This is a genomic window from Ruegeria marisflavi (assembly GCF_025673445.1).
GTDB classification, from domain to species: Bacteria; Pseudomonadota; Alphaproteobacteria; order Rhodobacterales; family Rhodobacteraceae; genus Ruegeria_B; species Ruegeria_B marisflavi.
In genome coordinates this window covers 33356-39932 of the sequence record NZ_JAOVQN010000030.1, presented here as the reverse complement: position 1 = coordinate 39932, position 6577 = coordinate 33356, and the positions used below count along the sequence as shown (strand labels likewise).

Genomic DNA, 6577 nt, shown 5'->3' with positions numbered 1-6577 from the left:
ACAGACCTCAGCTTTACGGCAATCATCAATGCCTGCGCCGCTCTCCTGAACTCAAAGTGAATCTCAACAGACCCTAGCCGAGTGGCGTCAGCTTTGCGTCGCCTAAGTTCCTGCGGTTCGTGGGAAACTGAGACCAGTTAGAATCTATCTGACACCCCCTAAGAGAGTGTTCCGGTCTATCTCGATGCCCAATCCCGGGCCTCCAGGTACGGTGAGCACCCCTGCTACTGGCTCAATTGGGCAGGTCAGGATTGATTGGCGAAACGGCATCTCAGTTCGGTCGAATTCCAACATCGGGGAAAACGGCTCGGGGCGGGGCGGGTTAGGTGGTAGGGCGGCAATATAGTGCAGCGAGGCTGCCAGTTGCACACCGGTGCCCCATACATGCGGTACCAGGCGTATCCCGTGCAGGGCGCACATGTCGGCGATGCGGCGCCCTTCGGTAAACCCGCCGGTGCCGCAGATGTCGGGTTGCAGGATATCGACGCAGCGGCGTTCGACGGGATCCTTCATGCCCCAGCGCCCGTGCCATGTCTCGCCGCCCGCGACCGGGATCGGTTGGTTGCTGCGGACATCGGCATAAGCGTCGAGATGTTCCGGCAATACCGGTTCTTCGAACCAGTCGATGTCATAGGGTTCGGCGAGACGACCGAGACGGATCGCCTCCACCGTGTCATAGCCGTGATTGGCGTCGATCATGAGCCGCATTTCGGGTCCTATCGCCGCACGGCAGGCGGCGATGACCTCGAGATCCTCTTCCACGTCGAAACCAATCTTGATCTTTGCGGCTTTGAACCCTTCCGCCTTGTAGCCCGCGACTTCGGCGGCAATGTCGGCGACCCGGTCACGGCCAGGCTTGCGGAAACCGCCAGTGGCATAGGCGGTCACTTGTTCACGGAACCGCCCGCCCAACAGGGTCGAGACGGGCGCGTTCCAGGCTTTGCCCCGGATATCCCACAGCGCGATGTCGATGCCAGACAGCGCGGTGATCGTCAGACCGCGCTGCCCCTGATCGCGGAAGGCGTGATAGACCTCGATCCAGCGTTTTTCAGTCTCCAGCGGATTTTGCCCGATCAGCAGCGTCGCCATGCCCTGGACCACGGCGGCGTTCAGCCGGGCCGGGCCAAGGCATTCGCCCCAGCCGGTCAGCCCGGCGTCGGTGGTTACTTCGACCAGCAGATGGGTGCGCCGGTCGAAGCCCGACGAGGCGCTTTCGAAACGCTGGTCCAACTTGTGGTCGAGCAGGTGGGTGGTGATTGCGGTGATCTTCATGGCCGTATCCCGCTGAACTGATAAGTGAGCGCCAATGCCACAACGATCAGCATCGAAGCGCTCATGCCGATGTTGATGGTCCGGTGGGCGCGATGGCCGAGGTCGAGCCGGCGCAAGGTGATGCCCAGCCAAAGCCACAGGAAGTGGATGGGAATCCAGATCGCGTTGACGATCAGGAACTTGAGGAGGGTTTCCGCCAACAGGCTGTTCCCGCCAAAGGCAAAGCCGGAGAACAGCGTTGTGTTAACGGCATAGGCCTTGGGGTTGATCATTTGCAGCGCGATCCCGTCCAGAATGCCGGGCGGGCGGGCGGCCTCAATAAAGGCGATCCGGCTTCCCGCTGTGGCGATCCGCAGCGCGAGGTACAAGAGATACGCAGTCGAGGCAACGAACAGCAGGGTGCGGATGCGTGGATCGGCCAGCAGGACGGCGGCGAGGCCCGAGACCACCGCCAGCGCCACCATGTTGGTGCCGATGAAAAGACCCAGCACATAGCGCGTGCCGGGCCGCGCGCCGAAGGCCGAACCGACACCGGCGGTAGAGAGCACGCCGGGTCCAGGTGTGATGATCAGGAAAAAGACGGCGGCGGCGAAGATCAGCATTCGGCCATCCCCTGTGCCTGAATGGCCAGATCGCAGACGGCAAACACGCGTTCCTGTGGCAGGGCGATTTCCGTCCGGTGACGGATGTCATGCGCGAGTGCAGCGAAGAAAGGCAGGCCGGCGCCGGACGCCTGCTGCTTCTCGCAGACCTCGCCGTTGACAAGGATCAGGTGGTCGGTTCCGGGCGTGCCGCCAGGATCGACATACTTGCGCAACTCGATCGTGCCTGTGGTTCCGGTTACAAAAAGGCGCCCGTCACCCCAATTGGGCAGCGCGTCGGGTGTGTACCAGTCGACCCGGATATAGCCGCGTGCGCGCCCGGCCTGGAGAACGATTTCGCCAAAGTCTTGAAAGCCCGGCTCGCGAATGCAGGCCGCATGAGCCAAGACAACTTCGGCCATGTCCTGCCCTGTCAGCGCCAGAAACTGCTCGATCTGGTGCGAGCCGATGTCGGCCAGAATGCCGCCGTTGCGGTCACGGTCCCAGAACCAGTCGGGCCGGGTGGCAGCGTTGAGGCGATGCGGGCCCAGGCCGACGGTACCGATCACCTCACCAATCGCGCCCGCGTCGATTAACTCTAGCGCGCGGGTCATCGCGGGCACTTCGAACCGTTCCGAGAAATCCACCGCCCAGATGCGCCCGGTTTCCGTGGCCGTCCGGCGTAGTTCGGCCACGTCGAGCGCATGCAATGCGCCCGGCTTGTCACTGAGGACATCTTTTCCCGCCCGCAACGCCCGAATGGAAATGCCCGCGCGGTCGGAGGGCACGGCGGCGGTCAGGATCAGGTCGATTTCGGGGTCGTCGATTAGATCTTCGGCTCGGTCCCGTCGCGGCGCGTCGGGAAAACGCGCCAAGAACCCATCCAGAGTGTTCGGCGTGCCGTCGGTCTGCCAACCCGACAGCACGCAACCCGCCGCCTGCATGTGTTCTGTCATCGTATAGATATGGCGGTGGTCGATGCCCACGACGCCCATCCGGATCGGTTCAGCCATCAGCCACATCCTGCCGTTGCCCGGTTCTTGCCGAGCGTTCGATTGCCGCGATCAGCGCCTGAACCGGCAGGGCCGAGCGCCCGGTGATTGCGGGTTGCCTGCCATTGCGCAGTGCCTCGGCGAAATCGGCGATCACCGCTCGGTGCCAGTCGTGCGAGAAGGCCATCGGATCGGCGCCGCCGCCGGTACCCGACAACGTGCCGATCTCTTCCGGCGGGTGCCCGTGCCGGTGGAGCATCAGCCGGTTCGCGGCCAGATGCGCCGATCCAGCGGTACAGTTGATAACTATCTCCTCAGCGCCGCCAGGGTAGTGCGTGACCGAGGCCATGACCGAGCCCACCGCGCCCGAGCGGAAGCGCAAGGCGGCGGCGGCGAAGTCCTCGGCTTCCATTTGATGCAGGGGCGAAGTGGCGGTAATGGCTTGCACATCCGCCACTGGGCCGCAGAATTGCAGCATCAGATCGAGGCTGTGAATTGCCTGCGTGATCAGCACACCGCCGCCATCGCGGGAACGGGTGCCGCGCCCGGGCGTGTCATAATAGCTCTGGTCACGCCACCAGGGCACACGCAGTTCGACGGTGGCGATCTCGCCCAGCTCACCTTGCGCAAGGCGGTTTTGCAGCGCTAGCGCAGCGGGGCGCATTCGGTGTTGCAGCAGAACCCCCAGGGGCAGGCCCGCCGTCTCGCAGGTTTCGATAAGCGCGCGGGCCTCGTCGACTGTCCGGGCCAGCGGTTTCTCGGTCAGGACAGGCAGGCCACGACGCGCAAAGGTCGGGATGTATGGCGCGCGCGCATCCGGCGGAGTGGCCAGGATTGCGAAATCAAGTGTCCTATCCGCGACGATCTCGTCCAGAGAGGTCATAACCCGTGGTCCGCCGTGCCGGTTGGCAAAGGCGTGTGCCCGCTCGGGATTGCGGGCATATACTGCGGCAAGGACTACCTCTCCATCGGTGGCCGCAATCGCATTGGCGTGCAAGTCGGTAACCATTCCCAGACCTATCAGCACCGTATGCATCGGTTTTCCGGTCATGCATATTCTCGCGGCAATATGGCGCCCCGGTGACCAATCACCCGTAGAGCCAATTCGTGCCCCGTCCGCATTGCCGTGTTCTGATCGCGCCCATCCAGCCTGGCGGCTAGATAACCTGCGTTGAAACTGTCACCCGCGGCCGTGCTGTCGACGACGTCGGTCGCAGGGTCGACCGCAAGCGGCGGTTCGCCATTCAGTGGCAGGGGGCCGCGGGCGCCGCGCTTCAGGACGCCCTCGCCAAGACCGTATGCGCGCAGGCGCGCAAGCACTGCCGCCTCGTCCGCATCGGCAAACAGCGCCATCTCGTCATCGAGGCTGGGCAGGCCGATATCAGCAAGCCGCCAGGCGTCGGTCACGGTTTCCTGTGCGGTGCCCTGATCCGACCAAAGGGCCGGACGATAATTGCTGTCAAAGGCCACTCGGCCACCGGCATCGCGGTAATGTCTGAGCCATCCCATCAAGCGCGCCCGCCCCGCCGGGGGAAGAATGGCCAGCGATATCGCTGACAAGTATACAAGATCGAACCCCAAAAGATCCGTTTCCTCTAGTCCCGGGGACTCCATCAACCGCCGCGCGGCCGAGTTGTCACGCCAATAGGTGAAGCTGCGCTCGCCCTTTTCGTCGGTGCTGATGGCATAAAGGCCCGGCACGCGTGTATCGCTGCGCCGGATCAGGGTGGTATCTAGCCCTTCGGCGCGCATCATCGCGATCATCCGTTCCGACAGCACGTCGCGCCCCAGCTTGGTGCAATAGGCCACGTTAAGGGCGGGTGCGGCGCGCTTGAGGTAGATTGCGGTGTTCAGTGTGTCACCGGCAAATCCCAGACCGGCTGTATCTGGCCGGTCGGGCGACAGCGAGATCTCGACCATCGCCTCGCCAATACACAGAACGGATGTCATGTCGCGCCTCCCGGTCGGTTCTCTCGCCACCAGATGATCAGCCCCGACACCACGATAATGCCAGCGCCCACCAGAGTCATCCCATCGGGCAGGGCGCCGAATAGCAACCAGCCCGCGCCTGCCATGTAGACGAGGTAACTGTAGGAAAACGGCATCAAGAGACTCACGTCGGCATAGCGGTGGGCACGGGCAAAAATCTCGTGTCCGGTCCAGGCGAAGGCGCCAATGGCCAGATAGAGCGCCCAGGTGAGCGTGCCCGAAATCGGCTGCCAGGACCAAATCGCCAGGGGAAGCAGCACCAGTGTCCCCATCGCACCGGCCCAGATCTGCATGACCTGGGTCGCCACCTCGCCCGAAAGTTTGCGAGTGATGATGGAAAACAGCGCCAAGGCGGTGGCGTTATAGACAATCAGCGCCGAGGCCCAGTGAAACCCGGCTCCGAACGGGCGTACCACGCACAGCACGCCGACAAAGCCCAGACCGATGGCGAACCAGCGCCATGGCCCGATCTTCTCGCCCAAGAGTGGCACTGCCAGCGCAGATACGATGATCGGGGACGAAAACATTATGGCGGCGGTCATGGTCAGGGACAGGTAGCGCAGTGCAACGAAGTTGCTGATCGTCGACGTAACAAGAAGAACCGCACGCAACAGCAGGAGACGGATTTGGCGCGGGGTCAGCCGGGTGCCGCGAAATGCGCGGTGGCGCATCGAGATGACCGACAGGATCAGCGCCACACCGTAGCGGGCAAAGGCCAGCTGGAACGCGCCCAGCCCACCCAGGACCAGCCATTTGACCGAACTGTCGGTGCAGGCGAACATGAACCAAGCGGCCAGCATCATCACCATGCCCAGCCCCGCGCGGTCCTGCCGTCCTGCCAGTGCTTCCATGATCTAGCCGCCGAACCGGGCGGCGTAGAACTCGACCATCTGCGGGACCAGATCGTCGCCGCGTCCTTCGTCGATCGCCTCGGCCAGAGCGCGGCGGGCGCAGGCCGACATCAGGCTCTCGGCGCCCATATCCTGTGCCATCTGCGCATAATAGCCGACGTCCTTCGATGCATTGCGGATGGAAAAGGCCAGTTTCTGCGCGTCGCCGTCGATGGCATAGGCCTTGACGAAATCCATCATCCCCGAATGCAGGGGGCCCGCGCTCATCACGTCGTAGAGCGCTTGCCGGGGCACCCCCGCCTTGTCGGCCATGGCGAAGGCCTCGCTCATCGCGTTGGCGGTAGTCATGGCAAAAAAGTTGTTAATCAGCTTGATCGTATGGCCGGTGCCGAGCGGCCCGAGGTGGAAGACATTTTCGCCCAGGTCGTCCAGCACCGGGCGGACCTTGTCAAAGGCGGTCCTGTCGCCCGCGCCCATGATATTGAGCTTGCCCTCGCGCCCGTGGCTGGGGGTACGGCCCAGCGGTGCGTCGAGCATCGTACAACCTTCGGCGGCGACCATTTCGCCCAGTGTCCGGGTGGAACCGGGCAGGGAGGTTCCGAAGTCGATTACCACCGTGCCGGGTCTCAATCCCGCGATGATGCCATCGGTCCCTTGCATCCGCGCTTCGACCTGTTGGGATGTGCCCATGCAGAGCATCACGATATCGCTTGCGCGGGCCAGTTGGGCAGGAGAGGCGGCTTCAACCGCACCGCGCGCGGTGGCCTCTTCGATACCGCTGCGGTCGCGGTTGCCAAGCACTGAGACGGCATAGCCGCAGTCCTGAAGCCGTGCCACCATGGCACGCCCCATCAGCCCCAGCCCGATGAATCCGATTGTCGGTTTTGCCATC

Annotated in this window: 7 protein-coding genes; all 7 read right to left on the bottom strand. The window is 63.6% G+C overall.

What is annotated here, in order from left to right:
- Positions 1 to 144: 144 nt before the first annotated feature.
- From OEZ49_RS20760 to OEZ49_RS20730, 7 genes are read right to left on the bottom strand one after another with little or no spacing between them, the layout of a single operon-like run.
- Complete coding sequence (locus OEZ49_RS20760; RefSeq protein WP_263390078.1) at positions 145 to 1272, bottom strand: mandelate racemase/muconate lactonizing enzyme family protein; 1128 nt, start codon at positions 1270 to 1272, stop codon at positions 145 to 147.
- Positions 1269 to 1874, bottom strand: coding sequence for a LysE family translocator (locus OEZ49_RS20755; RefSeq protein WP_263390077.1), 606 nt, complete (start codon positions 1872 to 1874; stop codon positions 1269 to 1271). Before OEZ49_RS20755 ends, OEZ49_RS20760 begins: the two co-directional genes overlap by 4 nt.
- Positions 1868 to 2866: a Gfo/Idh/MocA family protein gene (locus OEZ49_RS20750; RefSeq protein WP_263390076.1), complete on the bottom strand. Its 999-nt coding sequence runs from the start codon at positions 2864 to 2866 to the stop codon at positions 1868 to 1870. Before OEZ49_RS20750 ends, OEZ49_RS20755 begins: the two co-directional genes overlap by 7 nt.
- Entirely contained in the window at positions 2859 to 3896 is a 1038-nt protein-coding gene (locus tag OEZ49_RS20745; RefSeq protein ID WP_263390075.1) for a Gfo/Idh/MocA family protein, read from the bottom strand. The genes OEZ49_RS20750 and OEZ49_RS20745 overlap by 8 nt, the downstream gene beginning before the upstream one ends.
- Complete coding sequence (locus OEZ49_RS20740) at positions 3893 to 4795, bottom strand: sugar kinase (RefSeq protein ID WP_263390074.1); 903 nt, start codon at positions 4793 to 4795, stop codon at positions 3893 to 3895. The genes OEZ49_RS20745 and OEZ49_RS20740 overlap by 4 nt, the downstream gene beginning before the upstream one ends.
- Positions 4792 to 5685, bottom strand: coding sequence for a DMT family transporter (locus OEZ49_RS20735; protein ID WP_263390073.1), 894 nt, complete (start codon positions 5683 to 5685; stop codon positions 4792 to 4794). The genes OEZ49_RS20740 and OEZ49_RS20735 overlap by 4 nt, the downstream gene beginning before the upstream one ends.
- A gap of 3 nt (positions 5686 to 5688) precedes the next feature.
- On the bottom strand, positions 5689 to 6576 hold the full coding sequence (locus OEZ49_RS20730; RefSeq protein ID WP_263390072.1) for an NAD(P)-dependent oxidoreductase: 888 nt from the start codon (positions 6574 to 6576) through the stop codon (positions 5689 to 5691).
- Between the last annotated feature and the right edge of the window lies 1 nt (position 6577).

What these genes read in the sequence shown, in the direction of transcription:
- OEZ49_RS20760 (WP_263390078.1), bottom strand. Translation starts at nt 1,272, where the DNA reads ATGAAGATCACCGCAATCACCACCCACCTGCTCGACCACAAGTTGGAC.
- OEZ49_RS20755 (WP_263390077.1), bottom strand. Translation starts at nt 1,874, where the DNA reads ATGCTGATCTTCGCCGCCGCCGTCTTTTTCCTGATCATCACACCTGGA.
- OEZ49_RS20750 (WP_263390076.1), bottom strand. Translation starts at nt 2,866, where the DNA reads ATGGCTGAACCGATCCGGATGGGCGTCGTGGGCATCGACCACCGCCAT.
- OEZ49_RS20745 (WP_263390075.1), bottom strand. Translation starts at nt 3,896, where the DNA reads ATGACCGGAAAACCGATGCATACGGTGCTGATAGGTCTGGGAATGGTT.
- OEZ49_RS20740 (WP_263390074.1), bottom strand. Translation starts at nt 4,795, where the DNA reads ATGACATCCGTTCTGTGTATTGGCGAGGCGATGGTCGAGATCTCGCTG.
- OEZ49_RS20735 (WP_263390073.1), bottom strand. Translation starts at nt 5,685, where the DNA reads ATGGAAGCACTGGCAGGACGGCAGGACCGCGCGGGGCTGGGCATGGTG.
- OEZ49_RS20730 (WP_263390072.1), bottom strand. Translation starts at nt 6,576, where the DNA reads ATGGCAAAACCGACAATCGGATTCATCGGGCTGGGGCTGATGGGGCGT.